The following is a 23,281-nucleotide window of genomic DNA, read 5'->3' on the forward strand; positions in this document are numbered from 1 at the left end:
CCATGATTATAGATTGATAAATAATTGGGGTGAATTTTGAGGTCATTGTTAAAACTTCCAATTCGTAATAAAAATTACGGTAAAATATTACATATAACTGATACTCATCTTTTTTCTGAGGACGATGGTTCATTGCTTGGTGTGAATTCTAATGCAAGTTTCCGATCTGTTATAAATGAAATTGGAAGTAGTAATAAGACGTTTGATTTGATTGTGGCAACGGGTGACTTTGTGCAAGATGGTTCTAAAAAAGCTTATGCTCGTTTTGCTGAGCAAATCAACAAGTTTAATACGCCTTGTGTGTGGTTGGCTGGCAACCATGATAATTATGAGAGTATGCAAGATGTGTTTGCAGATTATCAACTGGCCGATAATAAAATAGTGCAGTTAGGAGATAACTTGCTGATTGTTTTATTAAATAGCCAAGTTATTGGTCAAGCATATGGTTTTTTACCTAAATCTGAACTTGAATTTTTACATAATGCTTTAACCGAGCATTCTGATCGAAATGCATTAGTTTTTTTACACCACCATCCAATTAATTCTGGATGTCATTGGTTAGATCACCATATTTTAAAAAATAGTGATCAATTAGAGCAAATTATTCAAAAACATTCTAATGTAAAAGGGATAGGTTGGGGACACATTCATCAAAAACAAGATTATGTTTGGCATCATTGTCATGCGTTTTCAACCCCTTCAACATGTTTTCAATTTAAGCCTGAATGTTATGATTTTCAAGTATCAACTGAAGATGCGCCTGGTTGGCGAGAAATTACGCTTAATACTGATGGTTCTATCGAGAGCGAGGTTTATCGTTTAGCTGATAATCAGTTTTTACCCGATGTTTCTCAAAATGGTTATTAGCAAGCCGTAATATATTTGTTTGTAATCATAGTTAGCGTGAACTTAAAACTTGTTACAATAATTATAGTAAAGGTGCAAAAAAGTAAAACAGCCGTTCAACTATGCGTTGCCATATTGGACGTTGATTCCATTCTTCAGTTTTTATGCTATCTGAATTAGATAAATATTTTTGTAAGAGCACTGACAGCGATTTAGCAAATTCTACGTCATCAATTACAGTTGTAATTTCAAAATTAAGCCATAAGCTGCGCATATCCAAATTAACAGTACCAACAAGACTTAACTGGTTATCTATTAGGACGCTTTTGGTGTGTAATAAGTTATCATTGAATTGATAAAGTTTTACACCACCGTTTAATAATTCGGAAAAAAATGCTCGACTTGCCCATTTTACCATTAGTGAGTCATTATTTTTGGGAACGATAATGATGACTTCTACCCCCCTTTGAGCTGCGGTGCAGACAGCATGTAGAATATCATCACTTGGTACTAAATAAGGTGTCGTAAAAATAATTTGTTCTTGTGCTGAATAAATTGCCGTTAATAACACTTGGTGGATCATGTTTTCCATATAACCCGGTCCAGATGCTATTAGTTGCATTATGTGTTTTTTATCTTCTGGTGGTTCGGCAAAATCAGTAATTTTTGGTAGTGCTAAATGTTTGCCTGTTTCTAGTTCCCAATCACTAGCATATATAGCGCTCATAAGCGTTGTTACCGGTCCATTCATTCTGACCATGATATCAACCCATTCACCGACATGTTTATTTTGTTTGAAAAAACGAGGATCAACAATATTCATGCTGCCTGTATAAGAGATGTAGTTGTCGATAATGGCAACTTTTCGGTGTTGTCGTAAGTCCAATCGCCTAAACATGAATCGAAGTAAGTTTACTTGTAACGCTTCGACAATAATTATACCAGCATCACGCATTCTTTTACTGGCATTCGTTTTAATAAAATGTCGGCTACCGGCAGAGTCAACCATTAATCGACAAGTTACTCCTCGCTGTGTTGCTTGAATGAGTGCTTGCTCGACTTCGTCAGCCCGACCACCTTCATTCCAGATATAAAATACCATTTCAATATTAGACGTCGCTTTATTGATATCGTCAATTAAGCGGTCAAAAATTTCGTTAGTTTCGCTTAGTAGTTCAATGTGATTGCCGTTAATTCCATCAAGGCCTGTTTGGTGTTTGCAAAGTTGAAAAATCGGCTTGCTAACTAGGCTAACGTTATTGGTGAAAATATCAGGAAATTCACTTAGACGGTTAATAAATTTTGAAATAGTCGGGCGCATTTTTTGTGCCCGTTTAACTCGTTGTTGACCTAAGTGCGCTTCGCCCAAGGCAAAATAAAGGAATACTCCGACAAGTGGTAAGATATAAATGACTAACATCCATGCAATAACATAAGTGGTTGGTCTTCGTTTGAAAACAATTCGTAATGTTGTTGCAACAATGATCAACCAATAAGTAAGAAAGATCAAAGTGCTGATTAATGCATGAAATGAGGTAAATTGCATACTTAATTAACTATTAGTTAGGTTTAATTTAGTTATTGGGTCTTGAGTGTAATCATAATTCTGAAATGTTTCAGGTAATGGTTTGGGGTTATTGTGTTTATCAACTGAAACATAAGTGAATACGGCATCTGTAATACAAAAGCGCTGTGTCGTATCAGATGTATCAATGACTTTTTTAATCCACACTTCAATGCCAATAGTGATAGATGTTTTCCCTGTTTTGATGCAATGTGCATAGCAACAAACAACATCCCCGACCATTGCTGGTTTGTAGAATGTAATGCTGCTAGCATTTACTGTTACAACTCGATTTCTCGCGATCTCTTTTGATAAAATACCGCCTGCAAGATCCATTTGAGACATGATCCACCCACCAAAAATATGTCCGTGAGGATTGGTATCAGCCGGCATTGCAAGCGTTCTAAGTACTAATTGACCTTTGGGGGTTGTATCTTGTGTCATGCTAAAATACTCCTTTGTTATAACTTATTGTTTATTATCTATATCTTTATTCATGTTTTTATAGATATAGATACCCGATATCAACGATAATAGTAACGATGCACCAGGTAAAATAAATACTTTAAATATCCAAAAGAAATCATCAGTCGTGTAGTAGGTTGCACCTAAACTAATGGCGCCACACAATATAAAAAAGAAGATCCATAATAAATTTAGTTTATTCCAAATAGAAATATCGAGCTGTATTTCTTTGCCTAGCATTTTTTGAAGTAGATTTTTTTTAAAAATAAATTGGCTAACTAATAAGGCTGTGGCAAATAAAAAATTAATAATAGTGACTTTCCATTTGATTATATTCGGGTCACGCAAATAAAGTGTAAATCCACTAAAAATCATCACCATTAGATAAGAAATCAACTCTACTTTATCTACTTTTCTATATAGAACAAGAATGAGAAGAAAGCATACTGTTGCGGCGATCATTAGTGCTTGAACGCCAACAAAGACATCATACATGGTTAGAAAAACAAAAAAGAATACAAGTGGAATAAAGTTTAAAAGTTGTTTCATTAAATTATTAACCTAGCAAAAAGATGAGTGGATATATTTTAAATAAGTAAAAAGCCTATTGGAATAGGCTTATTTTTTGTGATGAAGCTCAGGATGTTTTTTACAATTACCTGATTGGCAATGTCCATAAAGATATAAACTATGAAAAGTTAATGTCATGCCATATTGTTCAGCAATTTCTTTTTGTCTGGCGTTAATGATATCATCACGAAACTCGAATACTTCACCACAATCTAAGCAAATTAGGTGATTGTGGTGTTGCTGAGTTGCTAGTTCAAAAACAGCTTTCCCACCTTCAAAGTTGTGGCGAGTAACAATTCCTGCATCGTCAAATTGATTCAAAACACGATAAACGGTTGCAAGTCCAATTTCTTCTCCCATATCCAGTAGTTTTTTATAAAGGTCTTCTACTGTGATATGTTGGCATGAAGGATCTCGTAATAATTCTAAAATTTTCAATCGTGGTAACGTAACCTTTAAACCAGCGCTTTTTAGCGCCGCATTATTATCATTATCATGATTTGTCATATTACTTCCCATTAAGTTATTAATATTTATCCATTATAGGAACTATATATGGTAAATAAAAGAAATCGTTTTAATAGATTAAATTTTCATTTCAGTTTTGACTTGATTGACCCAATTATTAATACGTTCTTCAGTTAATTCAGGTTGACGATCTTCATCAATTGCTAAACCAATGAAATGTGTGTCATCGACTAAACTTTTTGACGCTTCAAAGCTATAACCTTCGGTTGACCAGTGTCCAACAATTTTTGCACCTTTAGGCTCGATAATATCGCGAAGTGTTCCCATGGCATCACAAAAATATTCGGCATAGTCTTCTTGATCACCACAACCAAAAATAGCCACAGTTTTACCGTTAAAATCAATTTTTTCTAAATTAGGAAAAAAGTCATCCCAGTCTGCTTGTGATTCGCCGTAGTACCAAGTTGGAATGCCAAAAAATAGATAATTGTATTGTTCGATGTTTTCTTTAGTGGCTTTTGCAATGTCAAAAAGCTCGGCGTTGTCACTACCTAAAATGAGTTGGATTTGCTTAGCTACATTTTCTGTGTTGCCAGTGTCACTACCAAAAAAAATCCCAACTTGTTTCATATTTGTACCTTTATTATTTTCGATATTAAAATATTCTAGAAGTATATCATTGTCACTTACTATCAGCAATCATCCTAACTAACCCCAAACATAAGTTATTATTTGCTATACAATTTATTTATCTTGCATTAGAATTATCACCTGTTTTTATATTAATTTAGGCTGTGGAATTTCTTTATGAACTTGCATGAATATCAATCTAAATATCTTTTTAAACAATATAATTTGCCTGTACCTGAGGGGTATGTTTGTAATTCAATTAATGAAGTACAAGATACGTTATCTGAATTATCTTCACAGGCAGATTCAGGCCTTTGGGTTGCTAAATGTCAGGTTCATGCAGGAGGACGAGGTAAAGCCGGCGGCGTTATTTGCACGCAAAGCTATAATGAAATAAAGCAATTTGCAGAAAAATGGTTGGGGCAGTATCTTGTTACTTATCAAACAACTGATAAAGGTCAGTTAGTTAATAAAATTCTAATTGAAAAAGCGTCTAATATTCATAAGGAACTTTATTTAGGGGCGGTGGTTGATCGTAGTTCTAAACGTGTTGTGATCATGGCTTCAACTGAAGGCGGCGTTGATATAGAAAGTGTTGCCGAAAAATCACCACACTTAATCCACAAAACTTCACTCGATCCTTTAACAGGACCTTGTTCATTCCAAGGTCGTGAGCTTGCATTTAAGTTAGGATTAACAGGCAAATTAGTGAATCAGTTTACAAAGCTATTTGTTAATTTTGCAAAACTATTTTTAGAAAACGATGTTTCATTAGCCGAGGTTAATCCATTAGTTATTACCGATTTAGATGAACTCATTTGTTTAGATGCAAAAGTTGTTTTAGATGATAATGCGCTATTTAGGCACCCAAACTTAACCATTTTAAGAGATACAACTCAAGAAGATGAACGTGAATCAATAGCTGCAAAACAAGGTATTAGCTATGTATCATTGGATGGCAATATTGGCTGTATGGTTAATGGTGCAGGTCTTGCAATGGCAACTATGGACATTATTAAATTACATGGAGGTGAACCTGCAAACTTTTTGGATGTAGGTGGTGGCACGACGAAAGAGCGCGTTGCTGAAGCATTTAAGTTGATATTATCTGACACAAATGTGAAGGCAATTTTGGTTAATATTTTTGGTGGTATTGTTCGTTGTGATTTAATTGCTGATGGGGTTATTAGTGCAATTAAAGAAATAGGTCTTAATGTTCCTGTTGTTGTTCGTCTTGAAGGTAATAATGCTAAGCTTGCGCAAGAAATTTTGGCTAAAAGCAAATTAAATATTATTACTGCAGAAAGTTTAATCGATGCGGCTCAAAAAATTGTTGCTGTTGTCTAATGAAGAGGCGTGTGGAGAAGGGTTATTATGTCAATTTTAATCAATAAAGAAACCAATGTCATTTGCCAAGGATTTACGGGGGGGCAAGGTACTTTACACTCACAACAGGCGCTAGCTTATGGTACTAAATTAGTTGGCGGTGTGACACCTGGTAAAGGGGGAACAGTCCATTTAGGTTTACCTGTTTTTAATACTGTTAAAGAAGCGGTTGAAGCAACCGGTGCAACTGCAAGTGTTATTTATGTACCAGCAGCATTTGGTAAAGATTCTATTTTGGAAGCGATTGATGCAGGTATTAAATTAATTGTCTGTATTACTGAGGGTATTCCAACTTTAGATATGTTAGTTGTTAAAGAAAAATTAAGGCTAAATGATGTCGTAATGATTGGACCTAACTGTCCCGGTATTATTGTCCCAGATGAATGTAAAATAGGTATTATGCCGGGTCATATTCATCGAGCAGGAAAGGTGGGAATCGTTTCTCGATCTGGAACACTAACTTATGAAGCAGTTAAACAAACAACGGATATTGGCTTAGGACAATCAGTATGTGTTGGCATCGGCGGTGATCCTATTCCTGGTAGCGATTTTATCTCTATTTTAGCCTTACTTGAGCAAGATCCTAAAACTGAAGTTATTGTGATGATTGGTGAGATTGGTGGTAGCGCTGAAGAAGAAGCTGCTGAATATATTAAAAAACACGTAACTAAACCTGTGATTGCATATATTGCTGGTGTTTCTGCACCATCAGGAAAACGTATGGGGCATGCAGGTGCGATTATTTCAGGTAATAAAGGTACAGCAGTAGAAAAATCAAAATCATTGCAATCTGCGGGCATTACGGTTGTAAAAAGTCTTACGGATATTGGAGATGCTGTAAAAAAACAAATTAAGATATAGTTTTTTTGATATATATCAATTTTATTCTGTCATTATCGGTGTATAATAGCCGTCAATAACATAAAAATTTGTGAGTATTTAAGGATTAGAGGGAGCGCTTATGTTAGATATAGTAGAACTTTCACGCCTCCAGTTTGCACTTACTGCAATGTATCATTTTATTTTTGTTCCATTAACGTTGGGTTTAGCGTTTATGCTAGCAATTATGGAAACGGTGTACGTTGTTAGTGGTAAGCAAGTCTGGAAAGATATGACAAAGTTTTGGGGCAAACTGTTTGGTATTAACTTTGCAGTAGGTGTCGCAACTGGCTTAACCATGGAATTTCAATTCGGTACTAACTGGTCTTATTATTCACATTATGTGGGTGATATTTTTGGTGCGCCGTTAGCCATTGAAGGTTTAATGGCATTCTTCTTAGAATCAACTATGGTAGGTTTATTCTTTTTTGGTTGGGATAGATTAAGCCGTGGTAAGCATTTAATGGTGACTTGGTGTGTTGCATTTGGTTCTAACCTTTCGGCACTTTGGATCTTAGTTGCTAATGGTTGGATGCAATTCCCTGTGGGATCTGAATTTAACCCAGTTAATTCACGTATGGAAATGGCGAGCTTTTTTGAGCTGATTACTAATACTGTTGCTCAATATAAATTTGTTCATACCGTTGCTGCAGGTTATTTAACAGGTGCTATTTTTATTTTAAGTATTAGTTCTTACTATTTGTTGAAGAAGCGTGATGTTGCCTTTGCTAAACGCTCTTTTGCTGTGGCCGCGACATTTGGGTTTATTATGTCGATTGCTGTTGCTCTAATGGGGGATGAAGCTGGGCATGAAATGACAACTGTCCAACCAGCCAAACTTGCTGCCATTGAAGCTGAATGGGAAACTCAACCGGCACCAGCATCATTCAATGTCATTGCTTTTCCATCACAAAAAAATAAAGAAAATTTATTTGCAATAGAAATTCCTTATGCAATGGGCATAATGACCACTCGTTCATTGGACACGCAAGTAACTGGATTAAGAGATATATTAGCGAATAATGAAAAGAGAATTCGTAAAGGTATTTTGGCTTATACAAATTTAGAAAAAATTCAAAAAGGTAATCAAGATCCTGATGTCCTTAAAGCATTTGAGGATAATAAATCTGATTTAGGTTATGGTTATCTGGTTAAACGTTTTACCGATCGTGATAATTTAACGATTCCTCAAGCGACAGAAGAGCATATTAAAGCTGCTACTGAAGACTCAATTCCTACAGTATGGCCACTATTTTGGGCTTTCAGAGTGATGGTAGGTCTTGGTGTGTTAATGATTTTGGGCACTGGCTTTGCTTTATGGACTACTTATAAAAATAAAATTGGTGAGAAACGTTGGTTACATCGTTTGTTAGTTTTGTTTTTACCATTCCCTTGGCTTGCATGTGAATCTGGTTGGTTTGTTGCCGAGTATGGGCGTCAACCTTGGGCAATTCAGGATATTTTACCGACAGGAGTAGCAAATTCATCATTAACTGCAGGTGAAGTGCTATTCACTATGGTACTTATTTGTGGCCTTTATACATTATTCTTAGTTGCTGAATTATTCTTAATGTTTAAGTTTGCTCGTTTAGGACCTAGTTCTTTAGGTACGGGCAACTATCATTATGAAAAAACACAACCGGTAACAGAATAGGGCATAGGGAGTATACACAATGATTGATTATGAAATTGTACGCGTCATCTGGTGGGTACTAATTAGTGTTGTTTTAATCGGTTTCGTTGTCACCGATGGTTTTGATATGGGCGTGGGTATTTTATTACCTTTTATCGGTAAAACAGATACAGAACGTCGAATTATGATTAATGCAATTGCTCCCCATTGGGATGGCAACCAAGTTTGGTTGATCACTGCTGGTGCAGGAGTCTTTGCTGCGTGGCCTATGGCATATGCTGCGTCATTTTCAGGCTTTTATATTGCTATGATTTTAGTGCTTTGTGCACTGTTTTTTAGACCAATTGGTTTTGATTATCGTAGTAAATTAGAAAATTCAAAATGGCGTAATTTATGGGATGCTGGCATTTTTGCTGGTAGCTTTGTGCCTGCATTGGTTTTTGGGGTCGCTTTTGGTAACTTATTAGAAGGTGTTCCTTTTAGATTTGATAACTCTTATCGTGTGTTTTATGATGGTAACTTCTTTGGTTTGCTTAATCCATTTGCACTGTTGACTGGTGTTGTTAGCTTAATGTTATTTGTAGCTCATGGTGGAGCATGGTTACAGCTGAAAACATCAGGTGAACTTTATTTAAGAGCTAGAAAGGCTACACAAATTGCCAGTTTAGTCATGTTAATTGCATTTGTGCTAGCTGGTGTTTGGGTGACATTTGGTATTCATGGCTATGAAGTAACTAGCGTGATTGATTATAATGCTTCATCTCATCCACTAAGCAAGACCGTATCTATAAATACGTCATGGTTAACTAACTATATGAATTGTCCTATTTTATGGATAGTACCTGCTTTAGGTGTTTTGTCGCCGCTATTGACTATTCTTTTTTCTAGTTTAAATAAAAATGCATTAGTGTTTGTTTCATCAGTATTAACAATTGCATGTGTTTTATTTACCTACGGTATTGCAACTTTCCCATTCATTATGCCTTCAAGCATTATGCCAAATGCAAGTTTGACAATATGGGATGCATCATCAAGTCAATTAACACTTAATATTATGTTTGTTGTTGTTCTTATCTTTTTGCCTATAGTTCTTTTGTATACTATTTGGTCTTATATCAAAATGTTTGGGCGATTGGATAAAAATCATATCGAAAATAATAAACACTCACTTTATTAAGGAAAAGTTATGTATTACGTTTTATGGTTTATAGGACTTATGGCTGCATGTATGCTATCCGCTGTAGTTGGCTTATGGATTGAACGCGATAGTAGCGAAAAAGAATCTAATAACAAATAATACTAATTAAAAAATAATAAAAAGGTGGCAAATCGTCACCTTTTTAATTGTTAAATAGAGTTGTAAAGAATAAAATGTAAATGATAATTTTTTTCATTTGTGTTTTTTATATCATAGTGCAGTGAATTTTATATTCAGATATAATAGCACTAAATTTAATTAGTATAATTCGGGTATGAGACAATTCAATTGGAATGCAAGAGTTTATTATGAAGATACGGATGCTGGTGGTGTTGTTTACCATGCTAGGTATCTTGCTTTTTATGAACGAGCAAGGACAGAAATTTTAAGGCAGCTTGGTATTAGCCAACAAACATTATTACAAGAAGGTATTGCTTTTGTTGTAAAAAAGATGGATATTAGCTACCAATTTCCAGCCCGTTTAGATGATATGCTAACTATCAGTTCTGAGGTTGAACAAGTTCGTAAAGCGTCTATTATTTTTAAGCAAACTATTTTTAATCAAAATAAACAAATTATTAGTACAGCAAGTGTTCTTATCGCTTGTGTTGATATTATTAAAATGAAGCCATGTGGGCTTCCCAAGTTATTAGTTTTGGAGTTTATATAAGTGGAAAATCTGAATATTATTGCTCTGTTTTTGCAGGCTGGCTTGTTAGTACAAGGCGTTATGTTATTGCTACTTGCTTTTTCCGTTATGTCGTGGGCTATTATATTTCAACGAACTATGATTTTAGGTAAAGCTAAAAAACAGATTGAGCAATTTGATAATAGTTTTTGGGCTGCCGATGATTTAAATGTTTTGTTTGATAAAGCAAAATTTCATAAAGAAGAAATTAGCGGTACAGAGCATATTTTCTATTCAGGTTTTAAAGAGTTTTCACGGCTATATCAAATTAACCCAAATATGGCTGAATCGGCTTTAGATGGTGCATCGCGCTCTATGCGCTTAGCAATGAATCGTGAGCTAGATATTCTAGAATTACATATTCCTTTTTTAGGGACGGTGGGTTCTATAAGTCCATATATCGGTTTGTTCGGTACTGTTTGGGGAATTATGCATGCATTTATTTCGTTAGGTGCTGTTAAACAAGCAACGTTACAAATGGTCGCACCAGGGATTGCTGAGGCGTTAATTGCAACTGCAATTGGTTTATTTGCTGCTATTCCTGCGGTACTTGCATATAATCGCTTGTCATTGGGGGTAAGCCGAATTGAACAAAGTTACCTTAACTTTATTGATGAATTTTCTGCAATTCTACAACGTCAAGCTGTTGCTGTTAGGAAGTAATTATGAGCAGAAACAGGCGTTCACGTTATTCAACTAAATCTGAAATCAATATAGTCCCTCTACTGGATGTACTATTAGTATTAGTGCTTATTTTTATGGCAACAGCGCCAATTATTAGCCAAAGTGTTGAAGTTGACCTGCCAGAGGCGTCGGAATCAAAAACGGTTTCGTCTTCAGAAAATAAACCAATTATTATTGAAGTATCTGGTGTGGGGATATATGCACTGATTATTGATCAGGATCGTCAATCTAACTTACCACAAGAGCAGATTGTCGCAGAAGTGAAGCAACAAATGTCACTTAATGACAAAGCTGTTTTTTTAGTCGGTGGGGCTAAAAATGTGCCCTATGAAGAAATTATAAAAGCCTTGAATTTACTACAATCTGCGGGCGTTAAGTCTGTAGGATTAATGACTCAACCAATTTAAATAAAATAATATAGCAAGATGTCAGCAATGTCTTATAAGCCAAATTCAAAATTAAGTATAGCAATTATAATATCCATTATATTACATGTGATTTTAATCATCATTTTGGGGTATCGGGCTCTGCATGATAATGATGCTAACTATGGTAGTGTTAATGGGAATTCTATAGACGCTATTATGGTTGATCCTTCTGTGATGACCGAACAGTACCAAAGACAACTAAAAACGCAAGTTAGTCAAAAACAAGCTGAACAACAAAGACAGCAACAAATAGATAATCAGGCTCGTGAGTTACAAGAGCAACAGCTAGCTCAGCAACAGAGGCTTAAAGAGTTAGAAAGAGAGCGCCTAAGAGTAGAAGAACTACAAAAGAAAGAAGCAGAAGCCGCGGAGGCTGCAAGGGTTGCGAGACAAAAAGAAGAAGCTGATCGCAAAGCGAAAGAGCAGTTAGAAGAACAGCAAAGGCAAGCGGAAAAACAGCGTTTAGAGCAACAGCAAGCTGAGTTAGCAAAACAAAAAGCAGAGCAAGAAGCTAAATTAAAAGCAGAACGAGAATTATTAGAAAAACAGCGCGAAGAAAATCAGCGAAAACAAGAAGAATTAGCGAAACAAAAAGCCGAACATGAAGCTAAAGCAAAAGCTGAACAAGAACTTCTTGAAAAACAACGAGCTGAAAATGAACGTAAACAAGCAGAACTAGCTAAGCAAAAAGAAGAACAAGCAAAAAAGCAAGCAGCTGAAAAAGCCGCTGCAGAAAAGGCTGCGGCGGATAAAGCTGCTGCTGATAAAGCTGCAGCCGAAAAAGCAAAAAAAGCAGCACAAGCAAAAAAAGATAAAGAACTTGATAATTTGCTAGGTGGGCTAACATCGGGCTCACCCAGTCCATCAGGTGGTGCAGCTAGCCGCAAAGGTGTTTCAAATGGAGAACTCGATAAATATAAATCTTTAGTTCAAAATGCTATCAGCAATAAATTTATTAATCCTAATAAATTATATAGTGGTCGAAATTGTATATTAGAAATTCAAATAGCGCCGGATGGCTTATTGCTGAGCGTTAGTGCAAAAGGTGGTGATGACGCACTATGTCGAGAGGCGCTTGCAGCGACTAAGCAAGCAGTAATTCCAAAGCCTGCAAGTGCGTTTTATAATCAAGTAAAGACGATGACAATTGACTTTCAACCGAAATGATTTTTATACGTAAATACGATGTTTTCTAAAAAATTTTTATAATAAATTACCTATATCTGTAAATGTAAATGTTGAAATCACATTAATCATCCCAATATATCCTCTATTCATTCCGAATCAAGTTATTTAAGTAAAAGAAGGAGCAGAACATGACAACAATTGTCAGTGTCCGTCGTGAGGGGCAAGTCGTTATCGGTGGTGATGGCCAAGTCACGTTAGGCGAACGTATTATTATGAAAGGTAATGCTCGTAAAGTTCGTCGTTTATATAATAACAAAGTGATTGCAGGTTTTGCTGGTGGTACTGCTGATGCTTTTACTCTATTTGAGCTATTTGAGCGAAAATTAGAAATGCACCAAGGACATTTAACCAAAGCTGCTGTTGAACTAGCTAAAGATTGGCGAACTGATAGAATGCTGCGTAAACTAGAAGCGTTACTTGCTGTTGCTGACGAAAGTGCGTCACTGATTATTACAGGGACTGGCGATGTTATTCAACCAGAAGATGATTTAATTGCTATTGGTTCTGGTGGTCCTTATGCGCAAGCAGCGGCTCGGGCTTTATTAGATAATACCTCACTTTCTGCACATGATATTGTGCAAAAATCATTATCGATTGCTGGTGATATTTGTGTTTATACTAATAACTTCCAAACAATTGAAGAACTTAATTATTAATCTGATTTAAGAGAAATTTAACTATGTCTGAAATGACTCCTCGTGAGATTGTAAGCGAATTAAACCAACACATCATAGGACAAGATAAAGCCAAACGTTCTGTGGCTATAGCATTGCGTAATCGCTGGCGTCGGATGCAGCTAGATGAAACATTGCGTCATGAAGTTACTCCTAAAAATATACTTATGATTGGTCCAACTGGGGTGGGTAAAACTGAAATTGCAAGACGATTAGCAAAATTGGCACGAGCACCATTTATTAAAGTAGAAGCGACTAAATTTACTGAAGTTGGTTATGTGGGAAAAGAAGTAGATTCAATTATTCGTGACTTAACCGACTCAGCGGTAAAAATGATTCGCCAGGAAGCAATGGAACGAAATCGTAATCGAGCGGAAGAACTTGCTGAAGATCGTATTTTAGATGTGCTTGTGCCGCCAGCTAAAGATGGTTGGGGACAAGTTGAAGATAATCATAATTCAACAGCAAGACAAGCTTTTCGTAAAAAATTACGTGAAGGTTCACTTGACGATAAAGAGATAGAAATTGAGTTAGCTGGTGTGAATATCGGTGTTGAAATTATGGCTCCTCCAGGTATGGAAGAGATGACAAACCAGTTACAATCAATGTTTCAAAATTTAGGTGGACAAAAAACTAAACCACGTAAAATGAAGATTAAAGATGCGTTTAAACAGCTTATCGAAGAAGAGGCTGCTAAATTGGTTAATCCTGATGAACTTAAGCATGAAGCGATTGAAGCGGTTGAGCAAAACGGAATTGTTTTTATTGATGAGATAGATAAAGTTTGTAAACGAGGTAACTCTTCAGGGCCAGATGTTTCACGTGAGGGTGTGCAACGAGATCTTTTACCATTGGTTGAAGGTTGTACTGTATCGACTAAACACGGGGCTGTTAAAACAGATCACATCTTGTTTATTGCATCAGGTGCTTTTCAAACTGCCAATCCATCTGATTTAATACCTGAATTGCAAGGTAGATTGCCAATTAGAGTGGAATTACAGGCACTGACTAGCGAAGATTTTGAACGTATTTTAACTGAACCGAACGCTTCACTTACTGTGCAGTATAAAGCGCTAATGGCAACGGAAGGCGTTAATATCGATTTTACTCCTGATGGTATTCGTAAAATTGCAGAATCAGCATGGCAAGTGAATGAACAAAATGAAAATATTGGTGCTCGTAGATTGCATACTGTATTAGAGCGTTTGATGGAAGAAGTTTCATTTGAGGCTAGTGAACTTGATGGACAAACTGTCACAATTGATGCTAAATATGTTGGCGATCATTTAGATAAACTTGTTGCAGATGAAGATTTAAGTAAGTTTATTTTATAAATAGCTTAGATATTAGGTATATAAAGGTGAGTTTTTCTCATCTTAAATTGCTATAAACCCCGAGATAATTCGGGGTTTATTTTTTTATTTTAATTTTACAATTTTGGGGCAAGATAACCTAAAAAAACTATAAAAATAGCTTTATTGTTTTTTTATATTTTGAATAGGGTTACTACAAGTCAACTAACGAAAATCCAATACTATCGATATCTACTTAGTTATTAGCAAATGACAAACGGGAACTATCTAGTATCAAACCCATATAAGGATGTAAGATGAGCAGATCACAAGGATATGTGTGTATCTGTATTGTGCTTATTCAATGTTGCATAATAAATAATTTTTTCATAAATAAAAAAATTAAATAAAATCAATACCTTTTCTGACTGATTTTTGTTGGAAATAAAACCGTTTTTTATCAGGTATAGGTAATTATTGAGTTTGATTCGGCTGGGATTAGAGCTTTTGAGCTTGTTTGCTAGATTTTATGTTAAAAAAACTTATTAAGGCTATAAAAACAGAGTTACTAGTTCACAAATAAATTTAAAATTAATGGCTTTATAATTTTACGGACAAAATGCTTTTGATTGTTTTTTTGTTTAATAGTTGAATCAAAAACTCGCTAAAAGCGAGTTTTTGATTAGTAAGCAATTTGAATTTTTTATTATTACTTTTTGAGCAATCCATCTAATATATCAATGGCTTTGGATTTAGATTTTGAGTGATCTTTAGCATCACGATTTTCTAATTTATCACGAAGTTTGTCTAATCGCTCTTGTAATTTATCGCTTAGTATATCTGTGATTAATTTACCCATATCTATTTGGTAACGAAGATTAGCAAATTGCCCATAAATACGTAATGGTATTGTCAACTTTTGCAGTTTTCCAATTGTTTCGCTTTTGCCGTTCCAACCGCCAAACATTTTTAAATTCAAATTAATATCCAAATCTCGATTTAATATTCCAACCCTTCCTGAGCCATTAATGACATCAAGTGTCTCAGAACTCGCACTTAGTGTAGAAAATTCCAAGTTACCTTGTTTCAAGTAGGCATTGGTAGAAATTTTATGAAATTGCGTATATTTTTCTTGATTTTCAGGTGTTATGACATCTTTTGAATATTGTGCTGCTGCATTTTGGATAATACTTTGAATATTCAGATTTTTTAGTTTTGCATTGGTCACAACAATATCTAGATTTCCTTGTAAGTTGGCTAACAGTTTGGAACTCGATAAACTGTTACTTTCTAAATCTCCAGTAGCGTTAAATAAACCATCTAGATCATTTTCGGTATTTATTTGATTAAAAAATGTGTTTAAATTAATATTTGTTATCTTAGAATTAAGCTTGATTAGCGTATTTTTTTGTTTACCATTTGCTACACCAGTTGCATCTATATGGCCGTTAGCAAAATCTAAACTAATATTTTTAAATATTGCAATACCGTCATTATTAGTAATATCAACGTCAATGTTGTTTAATGTTATTTTGTTGGCATTGAACTGTTTGATATTTAACTTAGCTTTAGCATTAAAAGTATTTAGAAAGCTTAATTCATTAGTGGTTTTTGTGATATTTGATACCACGGGTGATGTTTGTTGGTTAGCTATCTTTTCATTCGATTTTTCATCTATTTCCAAAATCGAAGAGAGATCGATTTTATCTGAATTTAACTGCAAATTGATATACGGTTTATTAGCTAAATCGGCATTGATAGTACCAGTAACATGATTTTCATTAATTGAAAAAGATAAATTTTGGCTGTTTAATAACATTGGAGTCTGTTGGTAGTTAAATACACCATTAATACTACCTTTTAACTCTTTTGCTGAATTAGTAATGCCTTTATAGGTAAAATCTAACTTTTTTAAGTCGATTGTAGTTTGTTCTGGAAATTGATTTAAATCAACAGAAGCGTTAGCTATATAATATATATCTTGTTGATTTTTATCTATATTTCCTTTTAGATTGATAGAGATGTTTTTATCTTTGTTTTGTTCTATTACTAAATTAATATTTCTAAAGTTAATAAGATCATCATTATGTTGCAATACTACAGTGCTATCAGCAATTTCAAATTTATTTAGGTTAAATTCCCAATTAGATGAACTTTTTTGATCTTTTAAATCAGTAGGCCCATTAGTGATAGTATTCGAGGGTTTTTCAACTTTGTTTTTTGCAATATTACCTTTACTTTCATCGGTAATGTTGATGATTGCTGATTTTATAAATACATTTTTAACTGATAATTTTTTTGAAAAAAGAGGCAGTAATTCAACATCCAATCTCATATTATCTGCGGTTAAAATGGGTTTTTGAGAGCCATTATCGGATAGTTTTACTGAGTCAGTTAAAATACTTACTTGTGGCCATATGTGCCAGCGCAAGTTACCATCAATAGATAATTCATAACCTGTTTTATCTTTTACTGTATTGGAAATAAACCCACGAAAATTGTTAGGATCGACAAAAACAATAAGAGAAATAATACTAATTGTGATAACTAAAATTAAAATAAGTAAAGTAACCAATATTTTTTTGATCATATTAATATTCCTTTTTTAAGGTTATAAACCATCTAGTCTTTATCAATACGACTGGCGACAGCACCATGTTGGTCTTTATATTTAGCATCTTGTCTTCGGTTATATGGTCTTGAAGCAGGTCCTGTTAGTGTTTCAAAGCTAAGCGCGCCGATGGTCATTCCTGGTCTAAGTGCTAATGGAATTTTTCCTGAATTGTAAAATTCTAATACAATTTGTCCTTGCCAACCGGGATCGATTCGATGGGCGGTAACGTGAACCATAAGTCCTAACCTAGCAAGCGATGAACGTCCATCTAACCAGCCAACCAAATCGTCAGGAATAGTGACTGATTCTAATGTTACCGCTAATGCTAATTCACCTGGATGTAAGTAAAATGCATCACCTTCGGGTAATACCATTTCTTCACTCATCACACGTTCTAGTACTGCAGATACTTCTTCTTTAGGTCCACTTAAATCTATATAAGGTGTAGTATGTTCTCGAAAAGTTCGAAATTGGTTACCTAATCTAACATCAACGGTTGCACCATTAATACAGCTAGCTGCCGGTTGTGGCGTTATTTTTAATTTACCATTTTGTAAATACGCTTCAATATCTCGGTCGCATAATCTCATGGGTGATCCTTAATTCAACTCGTATTGTGTTATTTTAACAGGTTCTTCTAATGGCGTCGATGCTAGTCGTTTAAGGTTTGATCACCCATGCACGGCCATAGTGGTTATAATACCCAGCTAATTTACCCGCTTTATCGCCAATACCTAGATAAAGGTCAAAATGGTGTCCTTTAATTGCGCCTCCTACATCAAGAGCAACCATTAAACGAGTCTCTCTTCTACCGTGATATTGTCCATCGTTATCAAGGAGGGGGACATCAACTAATACCACCGAACCAATTGGTATTAGTGATTTATCAGAGGCGACAGATGCATTAGCAACTAAAGGTACTGCAGCAGCCCCTTTTACTTCAGCATTGTGTTGTGGTTTAAAAAAAACAAATGAGCGATTTTGAATTAATAGTTCTTTCAGTTTTTTTTCACTTTTATTTTTAGCCCAATCTTTGATAGCTTGTATCGACATTTTTTCTTTTTCGATTTCACCTTGTTCTACTAGTAATCTTCCAATGCTTGAATAGCCATGACCATTTTTACCACCATAGCTGAAGAAGACTAAAGGAGAACCATCTTCGAAATCAATATAGGCACTGCCTTGCACTTCCATGATGAAGTTATCCATTAAAGAGTTACTATAAGCGATTTCCAGCCCTTTACCTGACAATGCTCCATTATAAATTTGTTCACGGCTTGGTAATCTTCCTTTTATTGTTTTGGGGGGCATTTTATAAATTGGGTATTTGAATTCTGCAGTAGGGGTATGTCTTGCTTTAATCACAGGAGTGTAATAACCCGTTAAATGTACGTTACCATAGCCGTCTTGCCCAGCCATTTCATAGCTATTTAATCCGACTTTTTTAAATTCACTGGTGCTTAATGAGCGGTTAATCCAAGCATCGATAGCTTTATATATATGCTCATTTTTTTGATATAAAGATGGTGATATTTCTTTAATTTTTGAAACTTGGATAATATAGTCAGAAATGTTAATAGGGGAGGACAGTTGTGGATGGCTGATATTGAGAGGTAACGGTAATTTTCCATCTCTATATTGCTTTCCTTCATTTTTGTTGCTTTGACAACCGCTCAATAGCGATAACATAATAAAAAAGCATAAAGCATAAAAACGATAGTAATGGCTGTTTTCTTTCATCTTAGTCATTAATTATAATAAGTTATAAAACATAGAATGCTATGCTACAAGATTCTATTATAAGAAACTACAGATAATTATTACGAATCTATAAAAAGTTTTCATAAAGATTCAGCTTGCGATTTTATTTTATAGACTTTATAGTCCTATACTCTTAGAAAATCGAGAAATTGTGAAAAAAAAGGAAATAATAGCGATGAGCATTACATCCTCAAAGCATGATCTAAAGCGTAACCTTTCTAACCGTCATATTCAATTAATTGCAATTAGTGGTGCAATTGGTACTGGCTTATTTATGGGATCAGGAAAGACAATTAGCCTTGCTGGACCTTCTATTATTTTCGTGTATATGATTATTGGTTTTATCCTTTTTTTTGTTATGCGTGCGATGGGTGAAATCCTTCTTTCTAATTTGAAGTATAAGTCTTTTAGTGATTTTGCCAACGATCTTTTAGGTCCTTGGGCTGGATTTTTTACTGGTTGGACTTATTGGTTTTGCTGGGTGGTTACAGGAATTGCGGATGTTATTGCAATTGCTGGATATGCGCAACATTGGTTTCCTGAACTGCAATCTTGGATACCAATGTTATTGACTGTTGTCTTGCTATTAACTTTAAATCTATTAACCGTAAAAATGTTTGGTGAGACAGAGTTTTGGTTTTCAATGATTAAGATTGTTGCAATTTTAGCACTGATCGGTATTGGGTTAATACTTATTATAACTGCTTTCCATTCCGAACAGACAGATACTACAGCAGCATTTTCGAATCTATGGGAGTACGGAGGCTTTTTTCCTCATGGTACTATGGGCTTTTTTGCTGGATTTCAAATTGCTATTTTTGCTTTTGTGGGGATTGAATTAGTTGGCACAACGGCGGCCGAAACAGTCGATCCGAGCAAAAATTTGCCTCGTGCTATTAACTCTGTGCCAGCACGTATTATCTTTTTCTATGTTTTTGCTTTAATCATTATTATGAGTGTCACACCTTGGACGTTAATTTCCCCAAATAAAAGCCCATTCGTTGAATTATTTACTTTAATTGGTTTACCAGCGGCTGCAAGTATTATTAATTTCGTAGTACTTACATCAGCTGCATCTTCCGCTAATAGCGGTATTTACTCAACAAGCAGAATGCTGTTTGGACTTGCTAAAAAACAAGATGCGCCAGAGCCTTTTGGAAAATTATCTAGTCGTTCAGTGCCAGCTAATGGTTTAGTATTTTCGTGTGCTTGTTTATTTGGTGGTGTAGTTTTGATTTACTTAGTACCTAATGTCATGGAAGCTTTTACTATAGTAACCACAATTTCGGCTATTTTATTTATGTTTATTTGGTCGATGATTCTTATTTCTTATATTGCTTATCGTTGTAAAAAATTAAACTTGCATGAACAATCCCAATTTAAAATGCCCGGTGGTATTTTGATGTGTGTTGTCTGTTTAGCGTTTTTTGCTTTCGTGATTGTGTTACTTACTTTCGAGGCAGATACCCGCCAAGCATTAGTGGCAACACCTATTTGGTTTGTTGTTTTAGGTGTGAGCTATTTTATTCGCTCGTTAAAACGTTAATAAATCTGAACTTAAAATGGCAGGGACCCTGCCATTGTTATTGCTATTATTGAGCTTTATTCTTTTCTGTCCATATAATACTAGCAATAATACCCAAAGCTAGTATGCCTAAAACGATATAAAGACTTGTGCTTGGATCGATATCAATACCATATCCAAATAAATGCTTGCTTGCATTTAAAGCTAATTTTCCGGCAATAAAAAAGAGTAAGCAGATAACCGCTTTACCAAGGTGAACTAAATACTGTTTCATGGCTTGTAAAATAAAGTACATAGTTCTAAGACCTAAAATAGCAAAAATCATAGCGCTATAGACTATTAATGGTTCTTGGCTGACAGCGATTACTGCAGGAACTGAATCAAAGGCAAACATAACGTCACTTAATTCGATTACAATAATACATAAAAACAGTGGTGTAGCATAAAAAGTACTTTTAGGTATTGTATTAATTAAATTTTTGTTTTCAGGTTTTGTAAGCTCTGTATCAAGTTGTTTTTGAGACAATAAAAATTGATGGCCGACAATTTTGGGATAAGATGGAAAAATACGTTTGGCTATGCGGAAAGCAAAGTGATTTGAGTAATCTTTGATATCTTGGTCATTGTCTTGATTTTTTAACATCATGATTCCCGTGCAAGCAACTAAGATCGAAAATACAAATTCCATCCAAGGACCCAAATATAACAAACCTGTACCAATTACGACAAATATGGCGCGAAATATAATAGCACCAATAACTCCCCAATAAAGTAAGCGGTGACGATAGTTATTTGGTACTGCAAACCACGAAAAAATAGCCATAATCACAAATAAATTATCAACAGATAATGCTTTTTCAAGGACATAACCTGTAATAAATAAACTGGCTATAGCACTGCCATGATGAAGGTACAAATATAGTGCAAACACCAATGCAACGATTATCCAAAATAGTGACCAAACAATGGCATTGCTTAAACTAATTTGTTTATCGTTATGGTGAGCATATAAATCAATAATAATTGCGGCCAAGGCTAGCCCACTAAATACTAATATAGTTTCTATTGGAAAGCCTAATGAATCTTGAATCATAATTATATTACCTAATATTAATAGCTATATGGAGTGAATTTTGTGTTTTGGTTATATTGAATTATTCAATAGATAATAATTATAAAAGTGGTTGAGTATATATTGCTAGCTAAATCAAAAAAAGTTATATTTGCAACTTATATTTAACTGTTTTAAGTTAATACAATTTTGAGCTAAAATTCATGACAAAATTTAAAATAATTATTTTATTTCTTTTTCCTTTTTTTACAGGATTCTTGCATGCTCTCTCGGTAGAGCCCTATATATCTTCTTTGCCTCAGGGAAGCGATTTATCTATTTTGGTTCAATCTGTAGAAAGTAAACCTAAGACTTTAGCAAAATATAAAAGTGATCAGTTCAAACAGCCTGCAAGTACTCAAAAAGTGATAACAGCCTTAGCCGCAGAGCTTGAATTAGGACGTGATTTCCGATTTATAACTCGTATGCAAACCAATGGTTCAATAAGTAATAAACAGTTAAATGGTGATCTTATTATTCAATTAAGTGGAGATCCAACATTTACCCGAGAAAAATTAAAAAATATGATTGTTGAACTGCGTAAAAAAGGTATTGAAAAAATTGCAGGAAATTTGATTTTAGATACTTCAATATTTACTAGTCATGATAAAGCTGAGGGGTGGTCGTGGAATAATTTAACAGCTTGTTACAGTGCTCCGCCATCGGCAGCGATTATTGATGATAATTGTTTCTATGCATCAGTGATACCAGGTAAAATCGGGGGACAAGCTACGATATCTACGTCGTCTAATATTCCTGCCCAGGTGACGGGAAATGTGAAAACCATAGCTAAAAATAGTAAAGATCTTAATGATAAGTATTGTGAGTTAGATGTTACCTATTCAGATAAAAATCGTTACCATCTATCGGGATGCATTGCTGCAAGCCCAGATAAAACAGCGTTAAAATTTGCGGTAATTAACGGGGTGGAGTATTTTTCTACTATTTTAAAAAATGAGCTTAAACAGCAAAAAATAACGTATACAGGTTCACTTTTAGAACGTAATCAAAGAACTAATACTCAGTTGACTTTATTAGCATCTAGTCAATCAGAACCGCTTTCTGAGTTGTTAACGGTGATGCTTAAAAAATCAAATAATTTATATGCAGATGTCATTTTTAGAACGTTAGGTGCTCATTATTATAACGTTCAAGGTACATGGCGTAATGGAGGTGATGCTGTTAAGCAAATTTTACGCAAAAAAACAGGTATTAATCTTGAGAACTTAGTTATTGTTGATGGTTCTGGGTTATCTCGATTAAACTTGGTAAGTGCTGACAAATTAATGGAAATTTTGCAATACATTGCTGCCCATAATACGCAATTAAGAATTATTGAAATGTTACCAATTGCCGGGGTCGATGGTACGTTACAAAATCGTAAGAGTTTTAATCAAGCGCCTTTTAAAGAGACAATACGAGCCAAAACTGGTTATATTCAAGGATGCTATAATTTAGCTGGATTTATCCAAAAATCTGATGGTAAATATGTGGCTTTCGTGCAGTTACTATCAGGTTATCACGCCGACAGTCAAAGTGAACCCCAAAACAGTGCCATTATGCGTTTTGAATCGGAGTTTTATAAAAATTTTATTAATTAATAATTCTGTAAGAAGGACACATAAGTTTTATCTAAAATGAATATGTGTCCTAAAAATTATTTACTAGTAAAGCATA

At 34.7% G+C, this 23,281-nt stretch carries 23 protein-coding genes; 14 read left to right on the top strand and 9 right to left on the bottom strand.

The features are described from left to right. Nucleotides 1-45 precede the first annotated feature (45 nt). Nucleotides 46-867 carry a 3',5'-cyclic-AMP phosphodiesterase gene (gene cpdA / locus GQ598_RS00780; protein ID WP_160401924.1) on the top strand — a complete coding sequence of 274 codons (822 nt, stop codon included), beginning with the start codon at nt 46-48 and terminating at the stop codon, nt 865-867. A 61-nt stretch (nt 868-928) separates the two neighbouring features. Here cpdA and cls read toward each other — a convergent pair whose 3' ends face one another. The 5 genes from cls to fldA form a co-directional block, all read right to left on the bottom strand. Beyond that, on the bottom strand, nt 929-2,392 hold the full coding sequence (gene cls / locus GQ598_RS00785; RefSeq protein WP_160401925.1) for a cardiolipin synthase: 1,464 nt from the start codon (nt 2,390-2,392) through the stop codon (nt 929-931). 6 nt (nt 2,393-2,398) lie between these two features. Then, a complete protein-coding gene (gene yciA, locus GQ598_RS00790) occupies nt 2,399-2,854 on the bottom strand; it encodes an acyl-CoA thioester hydrolase YciA (RefSeq protein WP_160401926.1) in 456 nt (151 codons plus the stop codon). Nucleotides 2,855-2,878: 24 nt separating this feature from the next. After that, nucleotides 2,879-3,424, bottom strand: coding sequence for an inner membrane-spanning protein YciB (locus GQ598_RS00795; protein WP_160401927.1), 546 nt, complete (start codon nt 3,422-3,424; stop codon nt 2,879-2,881). A gap of 69 nt (nt 3,425-3,493) precedes the next feature. After that, on the bottom strand, nt 3,494-3,952 hold the full coding sequence (gene fur / locus GQ598_RS00800; protein WP_160401928.1) for a ferric iron uptake transcriptional regulator: 459 nt from the start codon (nt 3,950-3,952) through the stop codon (nt 3,494-3,496). Nucleotides 3,953-4,030: 78 nt separating this feature from the next. After that, a complete protein-coding gene (gene fldA / locus GQ598_RS00805) occupies nt 4,031-4,543 on the bottom strand; it encodes a flavodoxin FldA (RefSeq protein WP_091347682.1) in 513 nt (170 codons plus the stop codon). A gap of 177 nt (nt 4,544-4,720) precedes the next feature. On the opposite strand from fldA, the gene sucC reads away from it, so the two are divergent. The 11 genes from sucC to hslU all read left to right on the top strand — a co-directional run bounded on the left by sucC (nt 4,721) and on the right by hslU (nt 14,635). Further along, the gene (sucC, locus tag GQ598_RS00810; protein WP_160401929.1) at nt 4,721-5,890 is read left to right on the top strand and encodes an ADP-forming succinate--CoA ligase subunit beta; all 1,170 of its coding nucleotides are present in this window, start codon (nt 4,721-4,723) and stop codon (nt 5,888-5,890) included. A gap of 27 nt (nt 5,891-5,917) precedes the next feature. Further along, on the top strand, nt 5,918-6,790 hold the full coding sequence (gene sucD / locus GQ598_RS00815) for a succinate--CoA ligase subunit alpha (protein ID WP_160401930.1): 873 nt from the start codon (nt 5,918-5,920) through the stop codon (nt 6,788-6,790). A 100-nt stretch (nt 6,791-6,890) separates the two neighbouring features. Further along, complete coding sequence (locus GQ598_RS00820; RefSeq protein WP_160401931.1) at nt 6,891-8,462, top strand: cytochrome ubiquinol oxidase subunit I; 1,572 nt, start codon at nt 6,891-6,893, stop codon at nt 8,460-8,462. Nucleotides 8,463-8,481: 19 nt separating this feature from the next. Further along, a complete protein-coding gene (gene cydB, locus GQ598_RS00825; protein WP_160401932.1) occupies nt 8,482-9,618 on the top strand; it encodes a cytochrome d ubiquinol oxidase subunit II in 1,137 nt (378 codons plus the stop codon). A gap of 9 nt (nt 9,619-9,627) precedes the next feature. After that, nucleotides 9,628-9,738: a cytochrome bd oxidase small subunit, CydX/CbdX family gene (locus GQ598_RS00830; RefSeq protein WP_141683340.1), complete on the top strand. Its 111-nt coding sequence runs from the start codon at nt 9,628-9,630 to the stop codon at nt 9,736-9,738. 175 nt (nt 9,739-9,913) lie between these two features. After that, nucleotides 9,914-10,309 carry a tol-pal system-associated acyl-CoA thioesterase gene (gene ybgC / locus GQ598_RS00835; RefSeq protein ID WP_091347670.1) on the top strand — a complete coding sequence of 132 codons (396 nt, stop codon included), beginning with the start codon at nt 9,914-9,916 and terminating at the stop codon, nt 10,307-10,309. Continuing rightward, on the top strand, nt 10,310-10,990 hold the full coding sequence (gene tolQ, locus GQ598_RS00840; protein WP_160401933.1) for a protein TolQ: 681 nt from the start codon (nt 10,310-10,312) through the stop codon (nt 10,988-10,990). It abuts the gene before it with no gap. 2 nt (nt 10,991-10,992) lie between these two features. Next, a complete protein-coding gene (gene tolR / locus GQ598_RS00845; RefSeq protein ID WP_160401934.1) occupies nt 10,993-11,418 on the top strand; it encodes a colicin uptake protein TolR in 426 nt (141 codons plus the stop codon). Nucleotides 11,419-11,445: 27 nt separating this feature from the next. Continuing rightward, nucleotides 11,446-12,606, top strand: a complete 1,161-nt coding sequence (gene tolA / locus GQ598_RS00850; RefSeq protein WP_160401935.1) for a cell envelope integrity protein TolA — start codon at nt 11,446-11,448, stop codon at nt 12,604-12,606. A 149-nt stretch (nt 12,607-12,755) separates the two neighbouring features. Further along, nucleotides 12,756-13,283 (top strand): ATP-dependent protease subunit HslV, encoded by a 528-nt coding sequence (gene hslV, locus GQ598_RS00855; RefSeq protein WP_025316169.1) that lies wholly within the window; start codon nt 12,756-12,758, stop codon nt 13,281-13,283. A 23-nt stretch (nt 13,284-13,306) separates the two neighbouring features. Then, nucleotides 13,307-14,635, top strand: coding sequence for an HslU--HslV peptidase ATPase subunit (gene hslU, locus GQ598_RS00860; protein ID WP_091347655.1), 1,329 nt, complete (start codon nt 13,307-13,309; stop codon nt 14,633-14,635). A gap of 667 nt (nt 14,636-15,302) precedes the next feature. Here the strand turns inward: hslU and asmA are convergent. From asmA to mltA, 3 genes are all read right to left on the bottom strand, one after another. Beyond that, complete coding sequence (asmA, locus tag GQ598_RS00865; protein WP_160401936.1) at nt 15,303-17,183, bottom strand: outer membrane assembly protein AsmA; 1,881 nt, start codon at nt 17,181-17,183, stop codon at nt 15,303-15,305. Between the two features lie 32 nt (nt 17,184-17,215). Further along, on the bottom strand, nt 17,216-17,797 hold the full coding sequence (gene dcd / locus GQ598_RS00870; RefSeq protein ID WP_091347650.1) for a dCTP deaminase: 582 nt from the start codon (nt 17,795-17,797) through the stop codon (nt 17,216-17,218). A 70-nt stretch (nt 17,798-17,867) separates the two neighbouring features. Next, nucleotides 17,868-18,956, bottom strand: coding sequence for a murein transglycosylase A (gene mltA, locus GQ598_RS00875; RefSeq protein ID WP_237410285.1), 1,089 nt, complete (start codon nt 18,954-18,956; stop codon nt 17,868-17,870). Between the two features lie 160 nt (nt 18,957-19,116). On the opposite strand from mltA, the gene cycA reads away from it, so the two are divergent. Next, nucleotides 19,117-20,514 carry a D-serine/D-alanine/glycine transporter gene (cycA, locus tag GQ598_RS00880; protein ID WP_160401991.1) on the top strand — a complete coding sequence of 466 codons (1,398 nt, stop codon included), beginning with the start codon at nt 19,117-19,119 and terminating at the stop codon, nt 20,512-20,514. Nucleotides 20,515-20,560: 46 nt separating this feature from the next. On the opposite strand, the gene GQ598_RS00885 is transcribed toward cycA, so the two are convergent. Beyond that, entirely contained in the window at nt 20,561-21,586 is a 1,026-nt protein-coding gene (locus tag GQ598_RS00885) for a TerC/Alx family metal homeostasis membrane protein (RefSeq protein WP_160401937.1), read from the bottom strand. A 182-nt stretch (nt 21,587-21,768) separates the two neighbouring features. Here GQ598_RS00885 and dacB point away from each other — a divergent pair, with 182 nt between their 5' ends. Beyond that, complete coding sequence (gene dacB, locus GQ598_RS00890; RefSeq protein WP_160401938.1) at nt 21,769-23,205, top strand: serine-type D-Ala-D-Ala carboxypeptidase; 1,437 nt, start codon at nt 21,769-21,771, stop codon at nt 23,203-23,205. The last annotated feature ends 76 nt before the right edge of the window (nt 23,206-23,281 follow it).

Origin of the sequence: Gilliamella sp. Pas-s95, from assembly GCF_009795795.1 — a bacterium.
Lineage (GTDB): Bacteria > Pseudomonadota > Gammaproteobacteria > Enterobacterales > Orbaceae > Gilliamella > Gilliamella bombicola.

Excerpts from the sequence above, each read along its gene's own strand:
- cls (WP_160401925.1), bottom strand. The coding sequence starts at position 2,392 with ATGCAATTTACCTCATTTCATGCATTAATCAGCACTTTGATCTTTCTT.
- yciA (WP_160401926.1), bottom strand. The coding sequence starts at position 2,854 with ATGACACAAGATACAACCCCCAAAGGTCAATTAGTACTTAGAACGCTT.
- GQ598_RS00795 (WP_160401927.1), bottom strand. The coding sequence starts at position 3,424 with ATGAAACAACTTTTAAACTTTATTCCACTTGTATTCTTTTTTGTTTTT.
- fur (WP_160401928.1), bottom strand. The coding sequence starts at position 3,952 with ATGACAAATCATGATAATGATAATAATGCGGCGCTAAAAAGCGCTGGT.
- fldA (WP_091347682.1), bottom strand. The coding sequence starts at position 4,543 with ATGAAACAAGTTGGGATTTTTTTTGGTAGTGACACTGGCAACACAGAA.
- sucC (WP_160401929.1), top strand. The coding sequence starts at position 4,721 with ATGAACTTGCATGAATATCAATCTAAATATCTTTTTAAACAATATAAT.
- sucD (WP_160401930.1), top strand. The coding sequence starts at position 5,918 with ATGTCAATTTTAATCAATAAAGAAACCAATGTCATTTGCCAAGGATTT.
- GQ598_RS00820 (WP_160401931.1), top strand. The coding sequence starts at position 6,891 with ATGTTAGATATAGTAGAACTTTCACGCCTCCAGTTTGCACTTACTGCA.
- cydB (WP_160401932.1), top strand. The coding sequence starts at position 8,482 with ATGATTGATTATGAAATTGTACGCGTCATCTGGTGGGTACTAATTAGT.
- GQ598_RS00830 (WP_141683340.1), top strand. The coding sequence starts at position 9,628 with ATGTATTACGTTTTATGGTTTATAGGACTTATGGCTGCATGTATGCTA.
- ybgC (WP_091347670.1), top strand. The coding sequence starts at position 9,914 with ATGAGACAATTCAATTGGAATGCAAGAGTTTATTATGAAGATACGGAT.
- tolR (WP_160401934.1), top strand. The coding sequence starts at position 10,993 with ATGAGCAGAAACAGGCGTTCACGTTATTCAACTAAATCTGAAATCAAT.
- tolA (WP_160401935.1), top strand. The coding sequence starts at position 11,446 with ATGTCTTATAAGCCAAATTCAAAATTAAGTATAGCAATTATAATATCC.
- hslV (WP_025316169.1), top strand. The coding sequence starts at position 12,756 with ATGACAACAATTGTCAGTGTCCGTCGTGAGGGGCAAGTCGTTATCGGT.
- hslU (WP_091347655.1), top strand. The coding sequence starts at position 13,307 with ATGTCTGAAATGACTCCTCGTGAGATTGTAAGCGAATTAAACCAACAC.
- asmA (WP_160401936.1), bottom strand. The coding sequence starts at position 17,183 with ATGATCAAAAAAATATTGGTTACTTTACTTATTTTAATTTTAGTTATC.
- dcd (WP_091347650.1), bottom strand. The coding sequence starts at position 17,797 with ATGAGATTATGCGACCGAGATATTGAAGCGTATTTACAAAATGGTAAA.
- mltA (WP_237410285.1), bottom strand. The coding sequence starts at position 18,956 with ATGACTAAGATGAAAGAAAACAGCCATTACTATCGTTTTTATGCTTTA.
- GQ598_RS00885 (WP_160401937.1), bottom strand. The coding sequence starts at position 21,586 with ATGATTCAAGATTCATTAGGCTTTCCAATAGAAACTATATTAGTATTT.
- dacB (WP_160401938.1), top strand. The coding sequence starts at position 21,769 with ATGACAAAATTTAAAATAATTATTTTATTTCTTTTTCCTTTTTTTACA.